Raw genomic sequence first — 25504 nt, forward strand, 5'->3', positions numbered from 1 at the left:
TCGAAGGCATCGCGTTTCAGACCAACATTCTCGCGCTGAACGCGGCGGTCGAGGCGGCACGCGCCGGCGAGCAGGGACGCGGATTTGCGGTGGTGGCGGCGGAAGTGCGCTCGCTCGCGCAGCGTTCGTCGCTTGCGGCGAAGGAAATCAAGGAACTGATCGGCGCGTCGGTTTCGAAGATCGAGGCGGGCTTCGCGCTCGCTCAGGATGCGGGCACGACGATGAGCGACGTGCTGCGAGCGGTGACGCGCGTGTCGGACATCATGGACGAGATCGCAGCGGCTTCGGGGGAACAGAGCCGCGGCATCGAGCAGGTTAATCAGGCGATCGCGCAAATGGATCGCGTCACGCAGCAGAACGCCGCGCTGGTCGAGCAGGCGGCGGCTGCTTCGCAGGCGCTCGATGATCAGGGGCGGGTGCTGTCGCGGACTGTGTCGCAGTTTCGTATGGAAGGGGCGGTTGTTTGAGGCAGGTGCGGTGCTGGGGGATGTTGTGCGTGGAGAATGGCGGTTCGATTGGGCGCCGCCACAGCCGGAGTCCCGCTATTCACGCATCGCTTGCGGTCAGGATCGTGTCGGTGTTGCTCGTGTGTGCCCGAGCGCGCGCTTGCATGGCTCGCGTTCGGCCTGCCGGGCATTCTCATCGGCCTGCGCTGGCCCTTTGCGCTGGACATGAACGTGGAGCGCCGCGAGGACGCGAGTCTGCGACGTCGCGGTCACCCGCGCGGCATGCGGTTTGCGTGCATCTTCGGACCAGCGCTCATCGAGCGAGCACCGCAGGGAGCCTCAATTGGAAACGACGATCGCACGAATATTTCAGTCCATGGAAGAAGCGGAAAAGGCACGCGATGCGCTCGTGCAGTCGGGCGTTCCCCGCGATGCAATCGACCTGAGCTTCCAGGCGGACGAAGCCGGCCCGGTACGCGGCAACTTCCTGACCGGCGACAGCACCGATTCGATCGGCTGGAAGGAGGAATACGACGCCCGATTCAGGCATCAGGGCGAAGTGTCACGCTTCATTCTTACCGCGCAGGTGGAAGAGGCGCGCGTAAAAGATGTCGAAGCGGTGCTGCAGCAAGCCGGCGGATGCACGGTCGATGCGGTGACAGCGGCGCCAAAGACCGGCGAAGCATGAGCAGACGTTGCTCTTGCTTTCGCTTCGTCCACGCCACGGTAAGCAGCAACGATGGCTTTTTCCCAGCGCGTGCGTAGTTCTCGCCTTGTTGACGACGCGGGCCGCGGAAATCGCGGTTCCCCCGTATTTGCTGCGCTAGCGGATGCCACGGTCGATAACGATTCGGTATCCGAAGCAGATATAAAACACCCGCTACCGCATCTCGACCACGCACTAACAACCCTCGGCTGGCTCGCTGCCCGCAACTCGGGTCGCCCATTACACCTACGAGCCCAGGGCGTGGTGTGGCTAATGAAATCAGCCGTCGCCACCGCAGCGGCGCAATGGGCCACCGTATGCATCATCGTGACGATTGCACACTTGCGTTGAAGCCCCGCACCTGGATCAATCCACCGCCTTGATCGACAGCCCCAGCACCTCGTCCGGCGCCACAGGCCGGCTCAACAAGAACCCCTGCACGAGATCACATGCGGACTCACGCAGCAACTCCAGTTGCGCCGTCTGCTCGACGCCTTCGGCCGTCACACTGACGCCCAGCGTGCGCGCCATTTGAATGATCCCGCTCACGATACCCTGCGTCGCGCGATCATCCTGCAGCCGCGCAACGAACGAGCGGTCGATCTTCAGCGTATCGGGCGAGAAATCGGCGAGATAGCGGAGGCTCGAGTAACCCGTGCCGAAATCATCGATAGCGATCCGCACGCCCAGCGCCTTCAGCGCCGATAACGTGCGCTGAGCGAGCGCGGGATTCTCCATCAACGCGCTCTCAGTCAGCTCGACTTGCAGGCTCGACGCCGGCAATTCATAGCGGCTCAGCGCATCGTTGACGACTTCGACGATCGCCGCATCGCGCAACTGCCGCGACGACACGTTCACCGACACACCCAGCGAACGCGCGCCCGCACGCCGCCAGAGCGCAAGCTGGCGCAACGCTTCGTCCATCACCCATGCGCCGATCTCGTTGATGAAGCCCGTTTCTTCGAGGATCGGAATGAACACGCCCGGCGATACCAGCCCGCGCGTTGGATGCCGCCAGCGTATCAGCGCTTCGACGCTGCGGACTTCGAGCGTCCGCGGCTCGTGGATCGCCTGATAGTGCAGCAGGAACTGGCGATTCGCGAGCGCGGCGGGCAGATCGCGCTCCAGCTTGAAGTCGACGATGCGCTCCGTCGAAGCCTTGTCCGCGAACGAAAAGCCATTACGTCCCGCCTTTTTTGCGGCATACATGGCGATGTCCGCGCTCGTCAGCAGCGTCTCTTGGTCCGCGCCGTTCTCCGGGAACACCGAGATGCCGATGGACGCCGTGACGAACGCATCGGCGCGCGATGGATCGCCCGATCGCGCGAGCGCGGCCAGAATGTCCTTCGCGATTCCGGCAAGGCGCTGCTTGTCGGAAGCATGATCAATCAGGACAGCGAACTCATCGCCGCCGAGGCGCGCAAGCACAGCGTCGTGAGGCAGCGCGGCCTGAATCCGCTCGCTCAGTGACTTGAGCAAGCGATCAGCGGCGGTATGGCCGAGCGTATCGTTGAGCACCTTGAACCGATCGAGGTCGATGAACATCAGCGCGAACGCCGCGTTGCGCCGGCACCGCTCCTCTATCTTGAGCACCAGCGCGCCACGATTGGCGAGGCCCGTCAGCGAATCCGAGAAAGCCAGCCGGTCAAGCTCGGCGAGCCGTTCCTGTTCGACGGTGATGTCCTCGCTGATCCCGACGATACGCACCAGATCGCCGCGTGCATCGAACACGGGATTGCCGGTGCTTTGAATCCAGCGTACGCCGCGGCGCGGATGTTGAATGCGGTAGCGCGCGCGGCCGCCCGTTTTCAAGCGCGTGATGCGCTGCATTGCGTCGTAAAGCTGCTGCCGGTCCTCGGGCAGCACGAGATCGATCCACGCCTGCGGACGCTCGCGCATCGTCCGCGCGTCGATGCCGAAGACAGACGCGCATCCTGCGCTGACGTGGTGAAAATAGGTGTAGTCCGCGCTGTACGAATAGAAGCAGAGGCCGACGTGCGCCTCCATCTCGGACATGAGCAATTCTTTTGCGCGCAGGTCGGCGGCAAGCTCCGCTTCGTGCGTGATATCGAGCGATGCGCAGAGAATCGCGTGCACGCCGCCGTGGCCGTCGTCGATCGGAATCAGGCGCGATTGCCACTTCTTCGGCACGCCCGCCGTGGTCGGACACGAGGCGACGAACGCGCTGCGCGAGCCCTTGATCGCGGCATCGAAGGCGTTGCGCGCGGCGCTCGCTTCATCGCCGGACCAGAAGCCCAGCCAGTTCGCGCCCGCGAGTTGTTCGGGGCCGCTCGCCTGCATCAGTTCGGCGCCGTATTCGGAAATGCGCAACATGCGGCCATCGGTGTCGAGCAGCTTCAGGCATTCGCGGTTGGCGTCGAGCAAGGCTTTCGCGAGCGCCGATGTCGCGTTCGCGCGCGCGTGTTGACGGCGCGCATGACGCAGCCCGGCCATGAGGACGAGCATTGCCGCCCCCGCGCCGATGCAGAAAGCCGCTTCCTCCGATACCGATGCCAGCGCGAACCAGGCCAGCGCCCACGCGCCCACAGCCGCGAGAAAAATCTGCGCGATGCTTGCGAGCGGCAGCGACGTGGCGCTTCTCGCGCGCATCGACAGGAAAAAGGAGAGAAAGCCCTGGTTATGGGCGGACGACGCGATTCGCGGTGTCTCGCCGCGAATAGGGAGGGCTGCCGAAGCTCCGGGACGAATGGTTTGAGGCATGTGCGAAGCAATACCGACGTGCGGTGGACGAGCGGCCGGCTCGGCCTGAAGTGGCCGAAGGGCTATAGCTGGTTTACGTCGCGAGGACGCGATGCTTTAGGGTGATCGTGCGGGGGATCGAAGGACCGGCGGCGGCGCGCCGATCCTCGCTAAGCGGGAGTCGCTCTATTGCGCCGCATTCCACGTATGCGCGGTGGTGCGCCACTGTCCGTCGCTGCTCTTGGTCATCACCTTGAGCAACACGCCTTGATATTGCGTTTTCTTGCCGTCCTTGTCGGCTACGGCGGTCCAGTTGGCGGTTTCGTACATGACGTTGCCGACGCGGCGCGCATTGACAACATCCGTCGTGTGGTTGCCGACGCCTGCCTTGAAATAGCCGTCGAATAATTTCTCGATATCCGCACGGCCCTTGACTGTCTTGCCATTTCCCGGCGATACCACGGCGTTCTCGTCATAAAGCGAGGCGAGTTTCTTCGCGTCGCCGCTGTTAAAGGTCTTGTCCCAGGCCGCGTTGGCCTTCTGAACCATAGCGGCATCTGCTGCATGAACAATATACGGCGCGGCCGCGAACAGCGCGGTGCAGGCGCTCAGGTACGCAATTGTCTTCTTCATCGCTCGTCTCCATGATTGTTTCGTCGTACGTACAAGTACCGACAATGCGAGACGCTGCCGTAATCGGCGTGCGGCGATGCCTGCAGTGTGTGGCGCACGAAGTATAGGTAGCGCGCAACGACGTAAGCAATTAACGCAAGATCGAGGCATGAACGTTCGCACGGCATGCGTGGCGAACGTGCGGATTGCAATGCGGAGCCGCTACTCCTGATAAACCGCCGACAGGACGTTCTCCGCATCCGTCTGCGCGTTATCCAGTTGGACGAGGCTCGCGTGACGCGCGCCGAGCGGATCGCGATTCATGATTGCAGTGAGGATCGCCTTATGGCGAGGCAGGGAAAGCGCGTGCGTATCCGGATGACGGCTCGTCAGCTTGATCGACTCGGACAGCGCGAGCGACAGCATATGGCCGATATACATCAGCATGTCGTTGTGCGTCGCCGACATGATCGCCCGATGAAAGTCGAGGTCGGGCGCGAGCAGCGCTTCGGGTGTCTCCGCACGGGACATGCGCTCGAAGGCATCGCGGATGCGCGTGAGATCGTCGTCCGTCGCGTTCGATGCCGCAAGCGCCGCCGCAGCCGGCTCGATGATCCTTCGCACGACCAGCAGCGAGTTGAAGAACGTGCCCTCGTTCACGCTGTTCATGGTCCAGAAGAGCACGTCGGGATCGAGCATGTGCCATTCGTCGCGCGGCCGCACGATGCTGCCGAGACGCGGCTTCGACAGCACGAGCCCCTTCGCGACCAGCACGCGGGTCGCTTCGCGCAGAACCGGCCGGCTCACGCCGTAAGATTCGCACAGCTTCGCCTCGGCGGGCAGGCGCTCGCCGGGCGAAAGCCTGCCGCTCACGATCTCGATGCCAAGCTCCTGCACGATGCGCGCGTGCATGCTCTTGCGGGGAAGGGGATGGCGATAGTCCATGCCGTTCCTCAGCGCGACGCCGCGCGATGACCGAACGCGCGCTGCGACAGGCAGAACACGAGCAGCAGCGCGCCGACCGCGATCTTCGTCCACCACGAACTAAGTGAACCGTCGAACGAGATCAGCGTTTGAATGATGCCGAGCAACAGCACGCCGAACAGCGTGCCGATCACATAGCCGACACCGCCAGTCAGTAACGTCCCGCCGATGACGACGGACGCAATGGCATCGAGTTCGAGGCCCATTGCATGCAGGCCGTATCCCGAGAGCATGTAGAACGTGAACAGCACGCCGCCGAGCGACGAGCAGAAGCCCGACAGCGCATAGGCGCCGATGGTGGCGCCGTGCACCGGCAGGCCCATCAGCAACGCGGAGTGCGGATTGCCGCCGACCGCATAGACGGAACGGCCGAACGGCGTGTAATGCGCGACGAATACGGCAATCGCGAGCACGACGAGCGCAATGACCGCGCCGATAGAAAGCGATGCATCGCTCATCACCGGGATGCGAATCTGCGACACGGCCGCGTACCACGGATGCGTGATGCTGATCGAATCGATGCTGATCAGATAGCACAGCCCGCGCGCGAGGAACATGCCCGCGAGCGTCACGATGAACGGCTGCAGCCGGAAGCGCGCAATGAGCCAGCCCATGAACGTGCCGAATGCCGTGCCCATCAGGAGCACGAGCGGGATGACCGCGAGCGGATGCCAGCCCGCTTTCTCGACGAGCGCGGCGGAGACCATCGTCGTCAGCGCGATCACCGATCCCACGGACAGATCGATACCGCCCGACAAAATCACGAACGTCTGACCCACCGCGACGACGATAAGGAACGCGTTATCGATCAGCAGATTGAGGAAGACTTGCGGCGAGAGAAAGCCGGTGTACATCGTCGAGCCGATCACGGAGACAGCGATGAAGAGCGCGATCGTCGCGGCGAGCGGCAAATAGCGGCTCTGCGTGCGGCTGCGCCATGGAGCGCGGCCGCCATGACCCGGCGTGATCGGCACGCTTGGCGGTTTCGGCAAGCGCGAATTCATCGGTGCACCTCACGATCGGAAAGGGCAGGGCGGCGCGCGAACTTCGCGACCGTTGCGCGAAAGTCGCCGGATTGCAGCATCATCACCGCGAACACGACGATCGCCTTGACGACGAGATTCACTTCCGGCGGCACGCCCAACGAATAGATGAGATAGGTGAGCGTCTGGATGATCAGTGCGCCGATCACGCTGCCCGCCAACGTGAAGCGCCCGCCCGTGAGCGCCGTGCCGCCGAGCGTGACGGCGAGGATCGCATCGAGTTCGAGCAGCAGGCCGGCGTTGTTGCCATCGGCGCTCTTCACGTTGGAACTGATCAGAATGCCCGCGACGCCCGCACACAGGCCGCTGAACGCATAAGCGCCGAGCGTCAGCCGCCGCGCCTGCACACCGGCGACGCGCGCTGCCGTCGGATTGATGCCGACGGCCTGCAGAAAGAGCCCGAGCGCCGTGCGCGTGATGGCGAGATAAAGCAGCGCGAACACGAGCGCGACAATCAGAATCGATACGGGCAGGCCGAGGAAATACCCGCCGCCGAAGAAGAAGTACGGCGAATAGTAAATGGTGATGATCTGACCGCTCGTGATGAGCTGCGCGATGCCGCGTCCCGCGACCATCAGAATCAATGTCGCGATAATCGGCTGCATGCCCGCACGCGCGACCAGCAAGCCGTTCCACACGCCGCACAACAACGCGACGCCGAGCGCCGCCAACAGCACGACGGGCAGCGGAAAGCGCGTGACGTTGCCTGCAATCGACCCGCCGATGGCCCACGCGGCGACCGCGCCCGCAATCGCGACGATCGCGCCCACGGATATGTCGATGCCGCGCGTGGCGATCACGATCGTCATGCCGAGCGACACCACGGCGAGCGGCGCCGCGCGATTGAGAATGTCGATGAGGCTGCCGTACAGATGGCCATCGCGCCATTCGATGTGCAGGAAGCCGGGATTGAACGCCGCGTTCAGCGCGAGCAGCAGCGCGAGCGTGACGATAGGCCAGCCCAGCCGATGTTCGAGCGCAGCGCGCAGCGCGTTGGGTCGCACGGCATCATCCATGTTCGGCTCCGATCATTTCGCACACGGTGTCCTCGCTCGTGCCCGCAGGCAACTCGCCGACCTTGCGCCGGTCGCGCATCACGACGATACGATTCGCTATCCGAACGATCTCCGATATCTCCGACGATATGAAGAGCACCGCCATGCCCGTCGAAGCGAGCCGCAGGATTTCATCCATGATTTCCTGTTTCGCCGCCACGTCGATGCCACGCGTCGGTTCGTCGAGGATCAGGAGGCGCGGTTCCGTGGCAAGCCATCGCGCGATGAGCGCCTTTTGCTGATTGCCGCCCGACAGAAGCCCAATAGGCATGTCCAGCGTCGCGGCCTTGATGCCGAGCGCACGCACGAACCGTTCGGCGAGCGCGTTCTGCTCTGCACGCGACAGGCAGCGTCGCGCGCCGAGCCGCGCCTGCAACGCGAGCGCGATGTTCTCGCGCAGCGACAGCTCCGCGACGATGCCGTCCGCCTTGCGCTCCTCCGGGCAAAACGCGAGACCGTGACGGATCGCGTGCGCGGGCGTTGCGAATTCGACCGGCACGCCGTCGATCCGCAATTCGCCCTCGTCGGGCTTTTCCAGTCCAAACAACAGTTTCGCGAGTTCCGTGCGGCCCGAGCCGAGCAAGCCCGCGACGCCGACGACTTCGCCCGCGCGCACGCGCAGATCGAGCGGCTGCAATTGCCCCTTCTGGCCGAGGCGTGAGGCGTCGAGCAGCGCGTCGTCGGCTGAGGCCGTATCGGTTTCGTCGGGCGGTGCCTGGCGCGCCTGCGCGGCGGCCAGTTCGCGGCCAAGCATCGCGGCGATCAGCGCTTGCGCATTCAACTCGCTCGCAGGCCATGCGCCGACGAGGCGGCTATTGCGCAACACGGTGATGCGATCCGAGATCGCATAGACCTGATTGAGAAAGTGCGTGACGAAGAGAATCGCCAGACCTTGCGCGCGCAAGCGGCGCAGCACGTCGAAGAGGAGGCGCACTTCTTCTTCGTCGAGACTGGACGTCGGCTCATCGAGAATCAGCACTTTCGATGACAGCTTCAACGCACGCGCAATCGCCACCATCTGCTGAACGGCGACCGAGTAACTCGTGAGCAGGCGCGTCACATCGATATCTAGGCCGATGCGTGCGAGCAACTCGCGCGCTTCGCGATTCGTCGCGTCCCAGTCGATGCGGAACGCATGCAGCGCCCCGCGCCGCGGAAACGATCCGCTCAGGATGTTCTCGGCAACGGACAGGTTGGGGCAGAGATTCACTTCCTGATAGACCGTGCTGATACCTAGCCGCTGCGCCTCTTGCGGCGAGCCGGGGCGGATTGCGCGGCCATCGAGCATGATGTCGCCGGCGTCGAGACTGACGACGCCGGTGAGCACCTTGATGAGCGTCGACTTGCCCGCGCCGTTCTGCCCCATCAGCGCATGAACCTCGCCCGGATAGAGGGTGAGGTTCACGCCGGCCAGCGCATGCACGCCGGCGAAGCGCTTGTCGATGCCGCGCAGCTCGAGTACGGGCGCGGCGTCCGTCGGCCTTGGCGATGTCATCGTCGCTCAGTACTTGCGGTTCGGAAATTCCTTCGCCGCGACTTCCATCGGGAAGATGCTTTCCTGCGTCACGATACGCTTCGGGACGGGCTTGCCCGCCTTGATGTCCTTCACTACCGACATCAACTGCGGCCCGAGCAGCGGACTGCATTCGACGGATACATTCAGCTTGCCGGCCATCATCGCTTCGAACGCGCCCTTCACGCCATCGACCGAAATGATGATGATGTCCTTGCCCGGCTTCATGCCCGCTTCTTCGATCGCCTGAATCGCGCCGATCGCCATGTCGTCGTTGTGTGCATAGAGCACGTTGATCTTCTTGCCGTCGGCCTTGAGGAACGCTTCCATCACCTCCTTGCCTTTCGCGCGGGTGAAGTCGCCGGTCTGCGAGCGGATGATCTTGTACTTCGGGTCCGCCTTGATGATCTCCTCGAAGCCCTTCTTCCGGTCGATGGCGGGCGCGGAGCCGACCGTGCCTTGCAATTCGACGATATTCACAGGCCCGGGATTGCTCTTCATCTTTTCGACGAGCCAGCGGCCTGCCTTGCGGCCTTCTTCGGTGAAGTCGGAGCCGATGAAGGTGACGTAAAGCGATTCGTCCTTGCTGCTGATTGCGCGATCGGTGAGCACGACGGGGATTTTTGCGTTCTTCGCTTCGATGAGCACGGTGTCCCATCCCGTTTCTACGACGGGCGAAAACGCGATGACATCGACTCGTTGCGCGATGTACGAACGGATCGCCTTGATCTGGTTCTCCTGCTTTTGCTGCGCGTCGGAGAACTTCAGGTCGATGCCCGCCTCCTTGGCGCTCGACTTGATTGACTGCGTATTCGCGGTGCGCCATTCACTCTCGGCGCCGACTTGCGCGAATCCGAGCACGATGGGTTTTTGCGCGAAACTCACTGCCGGCAACATGCCGCTCAATGATGCAGCGGCCATCGCGGCCAAAACGGTGCGGCGTCTCATCAGTGTTTCCTCCATTCGTTCGCTGTTGAATTATTGGTCTTCGAATGCTTGTGGAATGCACGTCTGAATCTGTTTTCAGATATCCCGCGGCCGCCAGAGGGCTGTTCTCTCGCTATTTGGGTTTTTATCTTTGCGATGGCGCGGCGTCGAGATAGGTAGACTATATGAAGGTCTTCGGCGGGTTTTTATCCATGTAAACCCGCTTGGGGGAGGACATAGTCTGACGATCTAGTCGCTGCTCGCCGCAAGCGAATCACTGCCCGGCCAACTTGAGTACGAAAAAAAACCCGCCGAACTTCGACGGGTTTCTCGCACGACAAGTCCGGCTTGAAGCCGGACCGCTGAATCAGTACGTGCCAGCCGGCGCGCGCACGCTCGTGGAAACGATGTACGGGGCCTCGGTACTCAGCTCAACTCGCACTTCTCCGACGGACATCACATCGCCCTTGGGCGCGGCACCGCCGTTCACGCGCACGAACGACACCGCATACTCCCGCCCGGCTGGGCCACCCATCTTCAGGAGCGCCGCGGTCGCCGGAAACTCGAGCGTCACCATGCCGTGATGCGCGGCCCCGGCTACTTCGAATGCACCGACCGTCCCGAGGAAATGCTTGGAACGCACTTCATCGATATCGACGCCTTCCGGCAGGTTCAGATAGACGTTATAGAAGTAGCCGCCCGCTGCGCCGGCGGTCGTCAGCATCACGTCGTCGAGGACGATCTTGACGGACTTGTACTGGCTCGACTTGTTGGCTGCAGGCGATGCGGCGTTCGACGCGCCGCGCGATGCCGCATCGAAGCTCTCCGCAGTCGTCGACAAGAGATCCTGCAACGGCTTGGTCGAATTCGCTTCGCCGATCACGCGCGCACTGACCGACGCTTCCCTCAGCGTCAGACCCTTGATGCCGCCAATCGAGCGGCGGCCGTTTCCAACGTTGCGCGCTGCCGTTGCAGCGAAGCTGGCGATCGGCGGGCGAGCGCGAATTTGCGCGACTTGGGCCTGCACGCGGATGATGCCCCCTCGTTGCGCGGACGGCGGCATCGTCGTGGGACGCGTGGTGTCCGCATAGTCATAGCCAAGGCGCGAGCGGTTCGAGTACGTCTGTTCCTTGTTGATCGTGAGACCCGGCGCGTAAGTGAACGTGCCGGCCCAGTACGGATCGCTCGGCGGCGGCATGGTTCGTCCATCGGGGAGCGCCCATGCGTGCCACAGACGGTCGACGTTCGCGTGATGCAGGTAGAAGATCGGATCGCGCGGCGATTGCATCGTCGCCATCGCATTACCGATGATGTTATGCACAGGATTGTGCGGAGCGCTCTCGAACTTCTCTTCGAACGAGTTAGCCGTGCCGCGCTGGAAGTTCACGACTGAATACGAGAACGGCGACAGGTCCAGTGCGCTGTACACGTTCGTGTTGAGACGCGGACAGTACAGCGGATTGCCGCTCGCGTTGTCGGTGAATTCACTGGGAATATGCGGGTTCTTGAACCAGTCCCAGTAGGGCAGCGTGAAGCTCGCATCGCCGGTGATGCGCTTCATCTGCTGCTCGAGATAGTAGAGATAGCCGCGGTGCCAGGCGAGGAAGTACGGTGCGCGATGCGGGCAGTAGTTCGCATGCACATTCGTCCAGTACTGCCACGAGTTCGGATCGTTGGCGTTGGTATTGGCCATCATGGAGCGCACGCAGTTCAGAAACGATGCGTATTGCGGGGTCTGCTTGTACTGCTGCCACTCCACGCGGACCACGTTGGTCGCCGCAACGGCCATATAGGGAAACGCAGCCCATGAAAGCGTCGATGCAGCGCCGCCGAGGAATGCTCGTCGGGAAATTTTAAGGCGGCTCAAGATGTTCTCCGGTACATAGTACGACGAATTAAACACGACACGATCAGTCCATGCGAAGCCGGCGATCTTGCGGTGGATCGCGCTTCGATGCTCGTGCTGGATGACGAACTGGGAGACCGTGGCGACGAACAACGTGCCTTTACAGTCAGGCCATCGAGAAAGGAACGCGTGCCTTGCAGTCGATATACGTCGTGGGTTGTCAGAAAGAAATGTACGCCGATCAGTCGTCCTTTTATCGTGCGCTTCCGCACGTAAATATCCGACTAATGTCGTTTATACATGTGTTGTCGCACTGTGACTACAGCGCTCAACTTATTTTCAGCCAATTGCAGGCCGCGAAAATATCGAATGCGTTAGTAATTCAATGAAAACCATTCGTCATTCGATAATCCTCTGCAGAATAACGTCACAGCAATTGAAACAGACGGGAGCGTTCAGGAGAAAGACGATGTCGATCGGCAAAGGCCTTGTGAAAGCAGTATTGGATTGTCTTCCAGACCGCGTGTTCCTGAGTATCGCGCATCGGCGCAAGGTCGGCAGATTTCCGAACATCAGCCATCCGAAGACGTTCAACGAAAAGATACTGCATCGCTGTCTCTATCCGGATGCGCGCTTCGTCGATCTCACCGACAAGCTGACCGTGCGCGACTACGTGCGTCGAAAAGTCGGTGAGCAATATCTGATACCGCTCATCGCCACGCCGCCCGCGTTCACGCGTGACGTGTTCGATGCATTGCCGCGCGCCTTCGTGATGAAAGCGAATCACGGCAGCGGTTTTGTCGAAGTCGTGCGCGACAAGTCGAAGACATCGTTCGATGAATTGCAGCGCCTCGCGCAACGCTGGCTCGCGACTGATTTCTATCGCGTGGCTCGCGAGCGTCACTATCGCACGATCAAGCCGCGCATCTACTTCGAGCAGCTCTTGATTGAGTCGAACGAGGAGATTCCCGCCGACATCAAGATTCATTGTTTCTTCAGTGAGGGCCAGGCCACGCCGACGATTTACATCGCGGTGATTTCGGATCGTTTCGGCGAACATCCGCGTGGCGATATGTATGACGGCAACTGGAACCGTCTCGATGTCGCGATCGGTCACTATCCGCGCAGTCCGCAGCCAGCGCCGCGTCCCGCGAACCTCGATGCGCTGCTATCGGTTGCGACGTCGCTTGCGGAAGGCTTCGAGTATGTGCGTGTCGATCTTTACGCGCCGGGCGACCGGATCTATTTCGGCGAGTTGACTTTCACGCCGGGCGCGGGCGTGTTTCCGATGGACCCCGAGCATCTCGACTACGAATGGGGCCGGCTCATGAACCGCCCGTTTCTTCAAAGCGCGCGGGCATGGAACGGTTAATTCACGAAGCAGCGAACGCACGGCGACGTCGTGTCACCATCTCGCCGGCACGGCGTGGCGCGGTGTTGAATACGACGCCGGCGACGTTCGCGCCGCTTCGCTGAAGCGTGCTGACAGCATCGTCGATTTCTTCCTCGCTGCGTGGGCCGGGGCGCGCGACGACGATGGTCGAGCCGCCGAGCGCGGCCACGGTGCTCGCATCATCGAACGCGAGTATCGCGGGGGTATCGATGATGATGAGGTCGTAAAGCGGCGATAGCTGTTCGAGCAGTTCCGGCAGACGCCCGTTCGCGAGCAGTTCGGATGGATCGGCGAGCGCGCCGCCGGCTGTCATCACGTCGAGACCCGGTACATCGACGTGACGAACAGCCGACGCGGCGTCGATTCGGCCCGTGAGCCAATGCGCCAGTCCCGCGCCGGGCGGTAGTCCGAATATCGCCGCCACCCGGCCGTGACGCAGGTCCGCATCGATCAGCAGCACGCGCTTTCCGCCTCGCGCGTTGACGTCGGCAAGATTGGCGGCGATGAAGGTCTTGCCGACACCGGCAGTCGGCCCCGCGACGACGAGCACATGCGACCCGTTACGACCCGCAGCCAGGACTGACCGTTGCCGTCTTCCGAATTGAGAGTATTCGAGCGACATGATCACGAAGCGCTCCTCGGTGAATGATTTCGATGCGGCGATCGAAAACGCACGTTCGCACGCTTCGCCGCCGATACCGGCCTGCAAACGGCCAGCGTAGTACACCGAATTTCGGATGGACAGGGGCAAGCGAAACGCGTTCGCGACTTTCGCTTTCCATCCGGCGCCCGAACGCCTAAAACAGGAACGAGGCCGGCTCGATGCATGGAGCCGCCGCGGGCGGACGTCGCTCGAAGGAGAGTTCAAGCGACATGGTTACGACGGCCCGAACGTTCGATATCAACGGATGAGGGCGAAAATGAGCTATCAACTGGAAGGCAGCATTCTTGAAGTATGCGAATGCAAAGTGCTTTGTCCGTGCTGGATCGGAGAAGATCCGGATAACGGTATCTGCCGTAGTGCGCTGGCTTATCACTACGAGAAAGGCGTGATCGACGGTGTCGACGTGTCCGGCGTGACCGTCGCGTTCGCTGCCTTCATTCCGGGCAACGTGCTGAGCGGTAACTGGCGCGTTGCGATGTTCGTCGACGACAAGGCGACCGATGCGCAATTCGATGCGCTGCTCAGCGTGCATCGCGGTGAGCGCGGCGGGCCGCTCGCCGAACTCGTCAAACTGATTGGCGAGGTCGTCGCGGTGGAACGCGCGCCCATCGAATTCACGGTGCAGGACGGCAAGGGCAGGCTGACCGTCGGGCAAACGATCGATGCGGAAATGGAGCCGTATCGCGGCCCAACGGGCGAGCCGACCAAACTCGTCGAAAGCATCTTCTCGACGATACCCGGTTCGCCGGCTTACGTCGGCAAAGCGAACCTGTTCCGTCTGAAAGACGAGAAACTGGGTATCGACCTTTCGCTCTCGGGGCATAACGCCATTCAAGGTTCGTTCAGCTTCGCGTCTTAGCGGGCAGGAGCGAGTTGAGCAATGCGCAACGACGCACGCGCCCGGCTGTTCGCACCGATCTTCACCGCGTTGGTGGCGAGCGCATGGATCGTCCTGTGGGCATGGGGCGCGGGACCGTATGCGCGTTATGTTCATCACGCAAGCTGGTCGGACTTGCCGGGCGTGGCGGCGATTTGCGAAGCCGTTCCCGGCGGCAGCCTGCTACTCGACGCATTGCTCCACAGCGCGGCCTGGCTACTGATGATCGCCGCGATGATGCTGCCCACGGTTTTTCCGTTGCTGGCGGGCTTCAGACGCCTCACTGCCGCGCGCCCGGACAGGCGCGTACTGCTTGCGTTGCTCGTGTCGGGCTATGCGAGCGTGTGGGCGCTATTCGGCGTGGCCGCGCATGTCTTCGATGCGACCTTGCATCAGGTTGCCGAACGCGTGCCCGTGATATCGCTATATGCCTGGCTTCTAGGCGCTGGCGTCGTCGGGCTGGCGGGTGCTTATCAGTTCACTCGCATTAAATACCGATGCCTGGAGAAGTGCCGGTCGCCGCTCATGTTCGTCATGGAGCACTGGACCGGACGAAATGCTCGGCGCAATAGTTTCGTGTTGGGCGTCAGTCACGGCGCGTTTTGCGTCGGTTGCTGCTGGACGCTCATGCTGCTGATGTTCGCGGTGGGCACGGGAAGCATCGGCTGGATGCTCGCTTTGGGCGCGGTCATGGCGGCAGAAAAGAATTTGCCGTGGGGACGACGCATCGGACAAGCGGTGGGCGTTGCTTTAATTGTATGGGCGTGCGGGATTGGCTTGATGCACGCGGGATGACGCACCAACATGAAGCAACGATGCACGGTTTTGGTTCGTCAATACGGAACCAATTAAAAATCTTATAGGGCCAATTGTTTTTCCTTAGACATTTCTGAACTTTTCATGCGAAAGTGATTCGTAAGGATCTGTGCGTCGACAAGCGGCGGCGCCAGCGACAATCTTTGGAGAGAGAACGCATGAATCGACCGAAACGGATGCTCGTTGAAAACATTGCGTGGGCTCGCGAGACCGCGCATGCAGACCCGCAGTTCTTTCCAGGACTCGCGCAAGGGCAAAGCCCGAAGGTGCTATGGATAGGCTGCTCCGACAGCCGCGTTCCGGCGGAGCCCGTGACGAACGCCAATCCTGGCGATCTGTTCGTTCACCGTAATATCGCCAATCTGTTTTCCCCGTCCGACGACAACACCGTGAGCGTGCTCGAATACGCCGTGCGCGTGCTCGAAGTCGATCACGTGATCGTATGCGGGCATTACGGCTGCGGCGGCGTTCGTGCATCGCTGCTGCCGCTATCGAATGAGTTGCCGCACGTGAATCGCCGGATTGCGCCGTTATGCGCGCTGGGCGATCGTCATCGAAAAGAACTGGACGCGTGCGCCGATCTGGATGCGCGGGCGAATCGCCTTGCCGAGCTCAACGTGCTCGAACAAGTGCGCCTGTTGCGTCAATCCGCAATCGTTTGCGATCGAGACACGCCCCCACTCGTTCACGGCTGGATCTTCGGGCTCTCTGACGGGCTCATCAAGGTGTTGTCCTCGGGCTACGACGACGAACCCGCGCGCGATACGCGGCGCGCATCGCAGGCCGACATGCTCGAAGCGGTCGAATTGGCCGACCGATAATCGACTATGTTTTCCCAGGCATTTCTTTGCATGCGACGTGGCGTCGATCGCGTTGCAGGCCCCAACTCGCTTCAAGAAACCATGAACTCAATAAACCGCCTGACTCACTTTCCACGCGATATTTTCGCGGGCACGGTCGTCTTTCTCGTCGCCATGCCGCTTTGTCTTGGCATCGCCAATGCATCCGGCGTCGATGCCTTTGCGGGGCTTCTGTCCGGCATCATCGGCGGACTCGTCGTCGCGTTGCTGAGCGGCTCGCATCTGAGCGTCAGCGGTCCCGCGGCCGGACTCATCGTCATCGTTGTCGACGGCATCGCGGGACTCGGCAGCTTTTCGTCGTTCCTGCTCGCCGTGCTGCTGTCCGGCGCGATTCAGTTCGGCTTCGGCATGCTGAAAGCGGGGCGCTTTGCGGCCTATGTGCCGTCGTCGGTCATCAAGGGAATGCTCGCCGCGATCGGCCTGCTGCTGGTCATCAAACAGATACCGCTCGCCGCAGGCTTCGCGAACGAAGGCGCAAAGGCTGCAAGCGGTGCGGGCATGATCGATACCCCGTTCGGCACGATGTCGATCGCGGCGTGCTTCGTCGCACTCGTCTCGCTGGCGATGCTGGCCGCGTGGGAAACACGCGCGATGCGGCGCTTCGCGCTCGTGCGCGCGGTGCCCGCACCGCTTGCTGTCGTTGCGTTCGGTATCGGCGTGACGCTGCTGCTCGATGCCGTCGCGCCGGGCTTCTCGCCGCCCGCGCAGCATCGCGTCGCGTTGCCGTCGATGCAAACGTTTGCCTCGTTCACCCATGCGCTTTCGCTACCCGATGTATCGCAGTTGGTGAATCCCGATGTATGGCGCCTTGCGCTGACGCTCGCCATCGTCGCCAGCCTGGAAACCTTGCTGTGTCTCGAAGCGGTCGAGCAGATCGATCCGAAGAAGCGCGCGGCGCAGCCCGACCGCGAACTCAAGGCGCAAGGCATCGGCAACATGATGGCGGGCGCAATCGGCGCGCTGCCGATCACGTCGGTGATCGTGCGCAGTTCCGCCAACGTGCATGCGGGCGCGCAGAGCCGCTGGTCATCGTTCATACACGGCGTTCTGCTGCTCGCGAGTGTGTTTGCGCTGACGAGCATCATCAACCTGATTCCGCTCGCGTGCCTCGCGGCGATCCTGATTTTCACGGGGCTCAAGCTCGCCAAGCCATCGCTGTTCGCGGCTGTCGCAAAGCAGGGCATCGAGCGGTTTGCACCGTTCATCGTGACCATCGCTGGCGTGTTGCTGACCGATCTGCTGATGGGCATTCTGCTGGGCATCGCGTGCAGTCTCGCGCTCGCCGTGCGTGCGAACCTGAAGCGGCCCATCACCATCGCGCAGCATGACGATCACTACCTGCTGTCGTTCCGCAAGGACGTATCGTTTCTCGGCAAGGTGTCGCTCAGACAGCATCTTCATGCGATCCCCGATGGCGCGACCGTCATCTTCGATGCCTCGCGCGCCGATTACATCGACCCCGACGTGCGCGAACTCATCGAGAAGTTCATGGCCGATGCGCCAGCACGGCGCATGCACGTCGAATGCCGGCAAATGCCGCGTGCGGGCGCGCAACCGGTGAAGAACGGCTGGCTCGGCCTGATGCGGCAACGGGGAAGTTGACCGTAGTTGAACGTGACTTTCGCCCGAGGTCAGGGCGACACATCCTGCCAGTCGAACAGTCGATAGGTAGACTGAGCAACGCGAACGGGCGATGCCTAAAAGCTCCGGGGCGAAAGCCCGTTCGCGTCTTCCCCTATTCACATTTGCCGTCAACCGCCTGCTGCCGTCGTAGCACCAAGCGGCCGCTGTGCTGCAAGAACGTGCGAACGCTTGCAGCGTAAGGCTTCGGTGCAGCAGGGCGCCACGCAATAACGCCGTCACCGACGCAGAGATATAACACTCCCTCATACCCCTATCGCAAACTGTCAATATTAGGCCGGCCTTCTTTTCGCTAGATTCGCAAGTCAGTGCAACAGCCAGATCAAACGAAAAGGACAGGGGACACGAGCGATGAGTCCGCAAGAAAGGCCGCACGCATTGCGAGTCGCGATCGTCACGGGCGCGGGAAGCGGCATTGGCAGCGCAACGGTGCACGCACTTGCCGACGACGGCTGGCATGTCGCGCTCGCGGGCCGTCGGCAGGAGGCGCTCGATGCGGTGATCCGCAGCTACGCGCAGCGCCATCCGCAGACCGCCGATCGCCTGCTCGCAGTCGCGACCGATGTCGCCGATCCCGCATCGGTGCAGCATCTCTTTGAAACGGTGCAGCGCCGCTTCGGCCGGCTCGATCTGCTGTTCAACAACGCGGGCCTCGGCGTGGAAGGCGTATCGGTCGAAGACTTGTCGATTGAGCGCTTTCGCACCATGCTCGACATCAACGTCACCGGAACGCTGCTGTGCACGCAGGCCGCGTTTCGTCAGATGCGCGCGCAAGACCCGGGCGGCGGACGCATCATCAATAACGGCTCCCTGTCCGCGCATACGCCGCGTCTTCATTCCGCCGATTACACCGCGAGCAAGCATGCGGTGAGCGGCCTCACGAAAGCGTGCGCGCTCGATGGCCGCAAGTACGACATCGCCGTTTGCCAGATCGATTTCGGCAACGTGCTCACCGAAATGGCCGCGAAGATGCAGGGCGGCGTGCTGCAGGCGAATGGCGAACGCGCGCCCGAACCCACGATGGACCTCACGCATGCAGCGCGCTCCGTTGCTCACATGGCGAGCCTGCCGCTCGAAGCGAACGTGCAGTACATGACCGTCATGGCGACGAAGATGCCGTTCATCGGACGCGGATAGCAGCAGCACATCGCATCTCGACATAAAGCCGCACTCGACAAGAATACTTCGACGGAGACACACCATGCTCGATACCCTGGCGGATGTCGGCTCGAAAGCCGGCGCGCCCGATGAGGCGCGCATCTTCAACAAGGTGACCTGGCGCATCGTGCCGCTCATTCTCGCGTGCTTCGTGGCCGCGTATCTCGACCGCGTGAACATCAGTTTCGCGAAGCTGCAGATGCAGTCGCAACTCGGCCTGAGCGAAGCGGCATACGGCCTGGGCGCGAGCGTGTTCTTCATCGGCTATCTGTTGTTCGAAATACCAAGCAACGCGATCATGGTGCGGACCGGCGCGCGCCGCTGGATTGCTCGCATCATGATTTCATGGGGCCTCGCATCCGCGGCGATGATGTTCGTGCGCGACGAAACGTGGTTCTATATCCTGCGCTTCCTGCTCGGCGCGCTCGAAGCCGGCTTCGTGCCGGGCGTGCTGTACTTCTACACGCAATGGTTCCCGGCGGAACGGCGCGGCCGCATGAACTCGCTGTTCTTCGGCGCGATCGCGCTGTGCGGAATCATCGGCGGCCCGATCTCGGGCGGTATCCTCAAGTACTTCGATGGCGTCAGCGGCATGCCGGGCTGGCAGTGGCTGTTCCTGCTCGAAGGATTGCCGTCGATCGCGCTCGGCCTGATGGTGCTCTTCGTGCTCGACGATCGCGTCGAGGATGCAAAGTGGCTCACGCCCGCCGAAAAGAGCCTGCTGTCCGCGATCATCGCGCGGGACCGCAAGGTGGACAGCACGCATTCGTTTCTGGTTGCGCTGCGCTGGCCGGTGATCTATCTGTTCTCGCTGATCTACTTCGGGCTGTGCATGGGCATCTACGGCTTCCTCTTCTGGATGCCGCAACTCGTGAAAAGCGCGGGCAACAGCGATCCGCTGATCATCGGCCTCATCACGATGATTCCCTATCTCGCCGCGATGGTCGGCACGGTGCTCATCAGCCGCAACTCCGACCGCACCGGCGAGCGGCGCTGGCATCTGACGGGTTGCGCGCTTGCCGCTGCGTTCGGCTACCTGATCAGCGCGACATGGCCCACGAGCACGGTGCTGCTCGTGCTCGGCCTGAGCATCTCGGCGACGGGCGTCATCGCTTCGTTCGGGATCTTCTGGATGTTTCCTGCGCGGATTCTCACGGGCGCGGCGGCGGCGGCCGGACTTGCGCTGATCAATTCGCTGGGGCAGTTCGGCGGGATCGTCGCGCCGTACATGGTCGGCAAGGTGAAGGACTTGCTCGGCAGCGCGTCGATGGGGCTGTATGCGATCGCGGTCGTCTGCATCTTTACCTCGGCGCTGATCGCGTGGGGCATGCCGCACAAGATCCGTTTCCGCGACGCACGCACGGCGCGCGTCGAATAGGCAGTCGCACGCCGGTCTCTCACCCGTCCCTTACCGCCAGCGCCACGTGAACCGTGGCGCTGGCCGGCCGCATCGCCCTCGTCGCTTCGCTGAACAAACTCCCAATTTAGTCAAGCATTCGCAACAATTCTTTACCGCGCGCCGCTCGCTTCGCCTACAATTGCGAACGATTCTCAATTCAGCGGCGACGTTCGACCTGCCGTCCTACCATCCAGCAAAAATCGAAGAACAATGTCTCAACGGGTAATCGAAGCGCCGCGTTGCCGGCGCACGGCGGTATCGTGGGCGGCGCATAGCTTTTTCGCCGGGTTCGTGGGTGTCGCGGCGGCGATCGCCGCGCCGGGCGTCGCGATTGCGCAGGAAGCGGCCACGCCGGAAGCCGGCCAGTCGGCGGAATCGGGCGCGGCGGGTTCTTCTACGGTGCTGCCGGCCGTCGTCGTCAAGAGCACGGCAACGACCGGCGAGCTGCCCGCGCCGTATGCAGGCGGCCAGCTTGCGAAGGGCGGCGGCATCGGCGTGCTGGGAACGTCGAACGTGATGGATCAGCCGTTCAACACGACCAACTACACCGAGCAGGCGATGCAGGACATCCAGGCGCGCACGCTCGGCGATGTCGTCGTGAACAATGCGTCGGTGCGTGCGCAGCAGAGCAGCGGCGGGTTCGGCGATGTCTTCGAGATTCGCGGCTTCGACGTGCAGGCGACCGATGTGGCGCTCAACGGCCTGTACGGCATGGTGTCGGCGGCGAAGATGCCGGTGAATCTCGCGGAGCGCGTCGAGGTGCTGCAAGGCCCAGGCTCGCTGATGTACGGGATGGGGCCATCGGGCAGCATCGGCGGAGCGATCAACATCGTCACGAAGCGCGCCGACGATGAACCGTTGACGCGTCTCACCGCGCTCTTTCAGTCGAAGGGACAGTTCGGCGCGGCCGCCGACGTAGGCCGCCGCTTCGGCGATGAAGGGCAGTGGGGCATCCGCGTGAACGGCCAGTTCAAGGATGGCCAGACGGGCATCGCGCACGGCAATCAGCTTCAGGGCGATGGCGCGATCGGTCTCGATTATCGCGGCAAGCAGTTGCGCTGGTCCTTCGACGCCTACAACGTCTCCGAGAATACCGACGAGTTCCGCTCGCAAATCGGCTTCGGCACGGCGACGGCAGTGCCGGCCGCGCCATCGGGCTATACGAATCTGTATCCCGGATCGAAGCTGAAGCTGCGCGATTCGGCCGTCATGACGCGGCTCGAGTACGACATCAACCGCTACGTCACCGTGTATGGCGCGGCGGGCGAGCACTACGGCACGTCCGAGCAGAACTTCCCGTACGCGAGCGGCATGACCGCTGCCGGCGCGTTCGACGTGACCAACGGCTATTACGACGCGTACAACCGCACCAAGACCGTCGATGCCGGTTTGCGCTTTCACTTCGACACGTTCGGCGTCAAGCACACGCTGGTCACGGGCGTGACTTCGCTGAATCAGGAGCAGGGCTATTTCTACGCGCTGGGGAGCGAGTCGGTGGCGTCGAGCTTGTATAACCCGACGCCGCTCTTGCCGATGACCACCGCACGCGGCGATCCGCAACGCAGCAGCCAGTTGCGCCTCAACAGCCAGCAGATCATCGACACGATGTCGTTCTTCGACGATCGCCTGCTGCTCACGGGCGGTTTCCGTCGACAGACCATCGGTCTCGACAATTACGACCCGACGAGCGGCGCGCAGACGAGCGCAATCGATCAGCAGGCGATCACGCCGCTCGCGGGCATCGTGTTCAAGCCGCTGTCGAATATCTCGGTGTACGGCAACTTCACGTCGGGTCTCACGAACGGCGACACCGCGCCAGCCGGCACCGCCAACGCGGGGCAGGCGTTCGCACCGTACAAGTCGAATCAATACGAAGCGGGCGTGAAGGCGGACTGGGGCCGCGTGCTGACATCGATCTCGGTGTTCCAGATCAGCCGGCCCAACGGCGTCACGAATCCGACGACCAACATCTACGGCTACGACGGCAAGACGCGCATTCGCGGTCTCGAACTCGCGGCGTATGGCGAAGTGTTCCGCCACCTGCGCATGATGGCGAGCGCGACGTTCTACGATCCGAAGCTCCAGGGCACCGAAGGCGGCGCAAACGATGGCAACGATCCTGTCGGCGTGCCGAAATTCGCGTTCAATCTCGGCGCGGATTACGACTTGCCGTGGGTGCCGGGCCTGAGCATCAACGGCCGCATCATTCACACCGGCGCGCAGTACTACAACGCCAGCAACACGCTGCGGCTGCCTTCGTGGACCCGCTATGACCTGGGCGTGCGTTACGGCATGCGCGTCATCGGCAAGGACGTGATCCTGCGCGCGAACGTCGAGAACCTCTTCGGCAGCCGCTACTGGATTCAGCAAGGCACGTACGTGACGAACGCGGCGCCGCGCACGCTGTTGCTGTCGGCTGAATTCAACTTCTGAGGCTGAACGCAGAAGAGCCGGGCCGATGAAAGCCGCGCCCTTGTGGGCGAACCGGCTGCTGCCGTTTGCGATGGCGGACCGGGCGAATGCTGAAGTCAACGTGTTCTTCGCCGTGTGGAGCGCAACGCTCCTCTTTGCGATGACGCGATCCGCGCGGCGCGCGTGGATTGAATTGTTGTGGCTCGCGGCTGGCTTGCTCGCGCTGCTGCCATTGCTCAACGCGGTCACGACTCAACGGCCGCTCTGGCGCAGCATCGTGGAAGGCGACCCGGCGTTCGCAGGCTTCGAACTGATGCTGTGGGCCTTCGCGGCGCTGCATGCGGTTCTGGCGTTGCGCGTGGCGCGTCATCGTCCGCGAATCACGCGCTCGACGAGTCACCGGTCGGACGTCGTCGAATCAGAACGCGAGAAACAGAGCGCATGATGCACATGATCGCGTTGCTCTGCTGTGTCGCTTCGTTCGCATGTCTCGCCCTCGCGATGGAGCGTCACCAACGGCCGATTCTGCGCGGACACACCCGCAGTCTTCGCGTCGCTGACTGGTGCGGGCTCTTGCTTGCGCTCGTCATCGCCGTCGCGAATGAAGGCTGGGCGATGGGCCTCGTTCGCTATAGCGGCGACACGAGTTTTGGCGCAGGCGTCGTTTATCTTGCGTTGATTGCGTACGAGCGCTTTCGCCCGCGCCCATCAAACTGACGAACACAGTCCGCGTTTTCCCCTAGCGAATCTTCGTTGACGCTCGACCGTTCACGTACCAGAATTCGAACATCGCACTGTGATCACAGGTCACAGTTTCCGCAGCGCATCCTCAGGCACAGGACCGGAAACGCATGGCGCCGACACGCTCCGCAACGGATCTTCCCGCGTTGGAACTCGTGGCACGAGAAACGATGGCCGGCCGGGTCTATGCGCAATTGCGCGAGGCGATCATGACCGGACGCTTCGCGCCGGGCCAGTTGTTGAGCCTGCGCAGCGTCGCCGAAGCGGTCGGCTCATCGACGATGCCGGTGCGCGCTGCGCTCACGCGCTTGCAGGCGGAAGGCGCATTGATCGACGGAGCGGGCCGCGCGCTGATGGTCCCGCCCATGACGCTCGAGCTGCTCGGCGAATTGCGCGACGTGCGCGTCGCGCTCGAAGGCGCAGTCGCTAAGCGAGCGGCGTCCCGCATGACGCGCGCGCATCTCACCGCGCTGCAAGCCGTCTACGACGTGATGGACGCGCATGTCGAAGCGGGCGACGTCCCCGCTTATCTGCGCAGCAATTTCGAATTCCACATCGCCATCTACACGCACGGCGCGAGCGACATCACGCTTGCGACGATCCAGAACCTGTGGATGCGCATCGGTCCGTTCCTGAACCTCGTCGCGCCCGACATTCCGCATATGCGGCGTTCGATGGCCGCGCACCGACATATCGTCGAGGCGCTGTGGCGCGGTGATGGCGAAGGCGCACGCGCGGGCATCGAAGAAGATATCGGCGATGCAGCGGCGGACCTCGCGGAGCGTCTGCAAGGCGCGGAACAAAGCAACGAAGAAAGCGGCAAGAAAGGCGGCGCGCAGGCGAGCGCCTAGCAGCGATAAAGATCAAAACAAACGGAGACAGCGAATGACGGTTCTTCAGATGTTGAAACCGCAGGCGGGCTTGCGCGTGCTCATCACGGGCGGTGCGTCGGGCATCGGACTCGTGATCGCGCGAGCTTTTATCGACGCAGGCGCACGCGTGCATGTCTGCGATGCAAGCCCCGAAGCGATCGACGCCCTCGCCAAGGCGGAGGCCAATGCGGAGCTGAACCCCATTACCGCCACACTCGCCGATGTTTCGGACAGCGAAGCAGTCGATCGCGTATTCGCCGATGTGCAAAGCCAGCTTGGCGGCCTCGATGTGCTCGTGAACAACGCGGGCATTGCGGGACCTACGGGCGGCGTCGAAGAGATCGACGTGAAGGAATGGGAAGACACCGTCGACGTCAATCTGAACGCGCAGTTCTACTTCGCGCGGCGCGCGGTGCCGCTCCTGCGCGAGGCGCCGAACGGCGGAGCGATCGTCGCGCTGTCGTCGGTGGCGGGCAGGCTCGGCTATGCGTTCAGAACGCCGTATGCCGCGACGAAATGGGCCGTGGTCGGCATGGTGAAAAGCCTTGCGATCGAACTTGGGCCGACGAACATTCGCGTCAATGCGATTCAGCCGGGCATCGTGAAAGGCCCGCGCATCGAGCGCGTGATCGCCGCGCGCGCGAAGCAGATGAACCTCTCCTACGAAGACATGGAAAAACAGTATCTCGCGAAGATTTCGCTGCGCCGCATGACGACGCCCGAAGAAGTCGCGGCCACCACGCTGTTTCTGTGCTCGCCAGCCGGCAGCGGCATTTCGGGGCAGGCCATCTCGGTGTGCGGCAACGTCGAAGTGCTTTGATATAAAGACTCAGAGGACC

Annotated in this window: 23 protein-coding genes; 14 read left to right on the forward strand and 9 right to left on the reverse strand. The window is 62.6% G+C overall.

The window, feature by feature from the left end:
- Together BG57_RS17285 and BG57_RS17290 are read left to right on the forward strand one after the other, a co-directional pair.
- Positions 1–467, forward strand: a 467-nt coding sequence (locus BG57_RS17285) for a methyl-accepting chemotaxis protein (protein WP_035966520.1), incomplete at its 5' end; no start/stop codon positions are given.
- A gap of 355 nt (positions 468–822) precedes the next feature.
- Positions 823–1134, forward strand: a complete 312-nt coding sequence (locus tag BG57_RS17290; RefSeq protein ID WP_035966677.1) for a hypothetical protein — start codon at positions 823–825, stop codon at positions 1132–1134.
- A gap of 384 nt (positions 1135–1518) precedes the next feature.
- Here BG57_RS17290 and BG57_RS17295 read toward each other — a convergent pair whose 3' ends face one another.
- The 8 genes from BG57_RS17295 to BG57_RS17330 all read right to left on the reverse strand — a co-directional run bounded on the left by BG57_RS17295 (position 1519) and on the right by BG57_RS17330 (position 11853).
- Complete coding sequence (locus tag BG57_RS17295) at positions 1519–3873, reverse strand: sensor domain-containing protein (protein ID WP_035966522.1); 2355 nt, start codon at positions 3871–3873, stop codon at positions 1519–1521.
- A gap of 165 nt (positions 3874–4038) precedes the next feature.
- Positions 4039–4530, reverse strand: coding sequence for a YybH family protein (locus BG57_RS17300; protein WP_229753912.1), 492 nt, complete (start codon positions 4528–4530; stop codon positions 4039–4041).
- 156 nt (positions 4531–4686) lie between these two features.
- Positions 4687–5409, reverse strand: a complete 723-nt coding sequence (locus tag BG57_RS17305; protein WP_035966524.1) for a FadR/GntR family transcriptional regulator — start codon at positions 5407–5409, stop codon at positions 4687–4689.
- 8 nt (positions 5410–5417) lie between these two features.
- Positions 5418–6452 (reverse strand): galactofuranose ABC transporter, permease protein YjfF, encoded by a 1035-nt coding sequence (gene yjfF, locus BG57_RS17310; protein ID WP_035966526.1) that lies wholly within the window; start codon positions 6450–6452, stop codon positions 5418–5420.
- Positions 6449–7507, reverse strand: a complete 1059-nt coding sequence (locus BG57_RS17315) for an ABC transporter permease (protein ID WP_035966527.1) — start codon at positions 7505–7507, stop codon at positions 6449–6451. The genes yjfF and BG57_RS17315 overlap by 4 nt, the downstream gene beginning before the upstream one ends.
- Positions 7500–9041 (reverse strand): sugar ABC transporter ATP-binding protein, encoded by a 1542-nt coding sequence (locus BG57_RS17320; RefSeq protein ID WP_035966529.1) that lies wholly within the window; start codon positions 9039–9041, stop codon positions 7500–7502. Before BG57_RS17320 ends, BG57_RS17315 begins: the two co-directional genes overlap by 8 nt.
- Before the next feature lie 6 nt (positions 9042–9047).
- Positions 9048–10007, reverse strand: a complete 960-nt coding sequence (locus BG57_RS17325) for an ABC transporter substrate-binding protein (RefSeq protein WP_035966681.1) — start codon at positions 10005–10007, stop codon at positions 9048–9050.
- Between the two features lie 346 nt (positions 10008–10353).
- The gene (locus BG57_RS17330) at positions 10354–11853 is read right to left on the reverse strand and encodes a tyrosinase family protein (protein ID WP_206539430.1); all 1500 of its coding nucleotides are present in this window, start codon (positions 11851–11853) and stop codon (positions 10354–10356) included.
- 448 nt (positions 11854–12301) lie between these two features.
- Between BG57_RS17330 and BG57_RS17335 the strand changes: the two genes are divergently transcribed.
- The gene (locus BG57_RS17335; protein WP_052005869.1) at positions 12302–13204 is read left to right on the forward strand and encodes an ATP-grasp fold amidoligase family protein; all 903 of its coding nucleotides are present in this window, start codon (positions 12302–12304) and stop codon (positions 13202–13204) included.
- A 1-nt stretch (position 13205) separates the two neighbouring features.
- Here BG57_RS17335 and BG57_RS17340 read toward each other — a convergent pair whose 3' ends face one another.
- Positions 13206–13976, reverse strand: coding sequence for a CpsD/CapB family tyrosine-protein kinase (locus BG57_RS17340; protein ID WP_152562630.1), 771 nt, complete (start codon positions 13974–13976; stop codon positions 13206–13208).
- A 169-nt stretch (positions 13977–14145) separates the two neighbouring features.
- On the opposite strand from BG57_RS17340, the gene BG57_RS17345 reads away from it, so the two are divergent.
- The 11 genes from BG57_RS17345 (at position 14146) to BG57_RS17395 (ending at position 25485) form a co-directional block, all read left to right on the forward strand.
- A complete protein-coding gene (locus tag BG57_RS17345; RefSeq protein WP_035966685.1) occupies positions 14146–14748 on the forward strand; it encodes a DUF1326 domain-containing protein in 603 nt (200 codons plus the stop codon).
- Between the two features lie 21 nt (positions 14749–14769).
- Complete coding sequence (locus tag BG57_RS17350) at positions 14770–15561, forward strand: DUF2182 domain-containing protein (protein WP_035966536.1); 792 nt, start codon at positions 14770–14772, stop codon at positions 15559–15561.
- A gap of 179 nt (positions 15562–15740) precedes the next feature.
- Entirely contained in the window at positions 15741–16403 is a 663-nt protein-coding gene (locus BG57_RS17355; RefSeq protein WP_035966538.1) for a carbonic anhydrase, read from the forward strand.
- A gap of 81 nt (positions 16404–16484) precedes the next feature.
- Positions 16485–18044, forward strand: coding sequence for a SulP family inorganic anion transporter (locus BG57_RS17360; protein ID WP_035966687.1), 1560 nt, complete (start codon positions 16485–16487; stop codon positions 18042–18044).
- Between the two features lie 390 nt (positions 18045–18434).
- Positions 18435–19220: an SDR family oxidoreductase gene (locus tag BG57_RS17365; protein WP_035966540.1), complete on the forward strand. Its 786-nt coding sequence runs from the start codon at positions 18435–18437 to the stop codon at positions 19218–19220.
- 64 nt (positions 19221–19284) lie between these two features.
- Positions 19285–20619 (forward strand): MFS transporter, encoded by a 1335-nt coding sequence (locus BG57_RS17370; protein WP_035966543.1) that lies wholly within the window; start codon positions 19285–19287, stop codon positions 20617–20619.
- Positions 20620–20850: 231 nt separating this feature from the next.
- Positions 20851–23073 carry a TonB-dependent receptor gene (locus tag BG57_RS17375; protein WP_075583161.1) on the forward strand — a complete coding sequence of 741 codons (2223 nt, stop codon included), beginning with the start codon at positions 20851–20853 and terminating at the stop codon, positions 23071–23073.
- A 25-nt stretch (positions 23074–23098) separates the two neighbouring features.
- Entirely contained in the window at positions 23099–23497 is a 399-nt protein-coding gene (locus BG57_RS17380; RefSeq protein ID WP_035966545.1) for a hypothetical protein, read from the forward strand.
- Positions 23494–23769, forward strand: coding sequence for a DUF3325 domain-containing protein (locus tag BG57_RS17385; RefSeq protein WP_035966546.1), 276 nt, complete (start codon positions 23494–23496; stop codon positions 23767–23769). Before BG57_RS17380 ends, BG57_RS17385 begins: the two co-directional genes overlap by 4 nt.
- A gap of 134 nt (positions 23770–23903) precedes the next feature.
- Complete coding sequence (locus tag BG57_RS17390) at positions 23904–24644, forward strand: GntR family transcriptional regulator (RefSeq protein ID WP_035966548.1); 741 nt, start codon at positions 23904–23906, stop codon at positions 24642–24644.
- Between the two features lie 34 nt (positions 24645–24678).
- Positions 24679–25485 (forward strand): SDR family oxidoreductase, encoded by an 807-nt coding sequence (locus BG57_RS17395; RefSeq protein ID WP_035966549.1) that lies wholly within the window; start codon positions 24679–24681, stop codon positions 25483–25485.
- Positions 25486–25504 lie beyond the last annotated feature (19 nt).

It is taken from the genome of Caballeronia grimmiae (assembly GCF_000698555.1).
GTDB classification, from domain to species: Bacteria; Pseudomonadota; Gammaproteobacteria; order Burkholderiales; family Burkholderiaceae; genus Caballeronia; species Caballeronia grimmiae.

Excerpts from the sequence above, each read along its gene's own strand:
- BG57_RS17335 (WP_052005869.1), top strand. The coding sequence starts at position 12,302 with ATGTCGATCGGCAAAGGCCTTGTGAAAGCAGTATTGGATTGTCTTCCA.
- BG57_RS17345 (WP_035966685.1), top strand. The coding sequence starts at position 14,146 with ATGAGCTATCAACTGGAAGGCAGCATTCTTGAAGTATGCGAATGCAAA.
- BG57_RS17315 (WP_035966527.1), bottom strand. The coding sequence starts at position 7,507 with ATGGATGATGCCGTGCGACCCAACGCGCTGCGCGCTGCGCTCGAACAT.
- BG57_RS17320 (WP_035966529.1), bottom strand. The coding sequence starts at position 9,041 with ATGACATCGCCAAGGCCGACGGACGCCGCGCCCGTACTCGAGCTGCGC.
- BG57_RS17365 (WP_035966540.1), top strand. The coding sequence starts at position 18,435 with ATGAGTCCGCAAGAAAGGCCGCACGCATTGCGAGTCGCGATCGTCACG.
- BG57_RS17295 (WP_035966522.1), bottom strand. The coding sequence starts at position 3,873 with ATGCCTCAAACCATTCGTCCCGGAGCTTCGGCAGCCCTCCCTATTCGC.
- BG57_RS17390 (WP_035966548.1), top strand. The coding sequence starts at position 23,904 with ATGGCGCCGACACGCTCCGCAACGGATCTTCCCGCGTTGGAACTCGTG.
- BG57_RS17395 (WP_035966549.1), top strand. The coding sequence starts at position 24,679 with ATGACGGTTCTTCAGATGTTGAAACCGCAGGCGGGCTTGCGCGTGCTC.
- BG57_RS17305 (WP_035966524.1), bottom strand. The coding sequence starts at position 5,409 with ATGGACTATCGCCATCCCCTTCCCCGCAAGAGCATGCACGCGCGCATC.
- BG57_RS17375 (WP_075583161.1), top strand. The coding sequence starts at position 20,851 with ATGTCTCAACGGGTAATCGAAGCGCCGCGTTGCCGGCGCACGGCGGTA.
- BG57_RS17360 (WP_035966687.1), top strand. The coding sequence starts at position 16,485 with ATGAACTCAATAAACCGCCTGACTCACTTTCCACGCGATATTTTCGCG.
- BG57_RS17350 (WP_035966536.1), top strand. The coding sequence starts at position 14,770 with ATGCGCAACGACGCACGCGCCCGGCTGTTCGCACCGATCTTCACCGCG.
- BG57_RS17355 (WP_035966538.1), top strand. The coding sequence starts at position 15,741 with ATGAATCGACCGAAACGGATGCTCGTTGAAAACATTGCGTGGGCTCGC.
- BG57_RS17325 (WP_035966681.1), bottom strand. The coding sequence starts at position 10,007 with ATGAGACGCCGCACCGTTTTGGCCGCGATGGCCGCTGCATCATTGAGC.
- BG57_RS17385 (WP_035966546.1), top strand. The coding sequence starts at position 23,494 with ATGATGCACATGATCGCGTTGCTCTGCTGTGTCGCTTCGTTCGCATGT.
- BG57_RS17370 (WP_035966543.1), top strand. The coding sequence starts at position 19,285 with ATGCTCGATACCCTGGCGGATGTCGGCTCGAAAGCCGGCGCGCCCGAT.
- yjfF (WP_035966526.1), bottom strand. The coding sequence starts at position 6,452 with ATGAATTCGCGCTTGCCGAAACCGCCAAGCGTGCCGATCACGCCGGGT.
- BG57_RS17290 (WP_035966677.1), top strand. The coding sequence starts at position 823 with ATGGAAGAAGCGGAAAAGGCACGCGATGCGCTCGTGCAGTCGGGCGTT.
- BG57_RS17380 (WP_035966545.1), top strand. The coding sequence starts at position 23,099 with ATGAAAGCCGCGCCCTTGTGGGCGAACCGGCTGCTGCCGTTTGCGATG.